Consider the following 289-nt stretch of genomic DNA (forward strand, 5'->3'; position numbering starts at 1 on the left):
TTTGAAGAACTGAAAACTATGTTTATCGAAGAAGCCGGTACGATACCCTCTTGCTTCTCTACCGCCAGCGAATTGAATCTGGTTGATCAAGCAAAGCGAACTTATAGATATTTGCCTACTCTCAGCGGCGTAATCACCGATATAGGCACATATCAAAGACAGGGTAACGAAGAAGATTTGGACCCACAGCTTGCCTGCTTAGTAGAGGGGCGTGGTCGGGTATTTATCTATCACGGCGGCTTTGTAGCTTTTGTGGATGACGAGCAAACCTTTATTACCCGAATAGACT

The 289-nt window shown here is 45.0% G+C and carries 1 pseudogene; it reads left to right on the forward strand.

Annotated features, from left to right (window positions below):
• Positions 1-289, forward strand: a pseudogene (locus AAEY99_RS21320) (hypothetical protein); the annotation flags it as partial.

Origin of the sequence: Shewanella sp. S1-58-MNA-CIBAN-0166 (assembly GCF_040310085.1) — a bacterium.
Classification (GTDB): domain Bacteria; phylum Pseudomonadota; class Gammaproteobacteria; order Enterobacterales; family Shewanellaceae; genus Shewanella.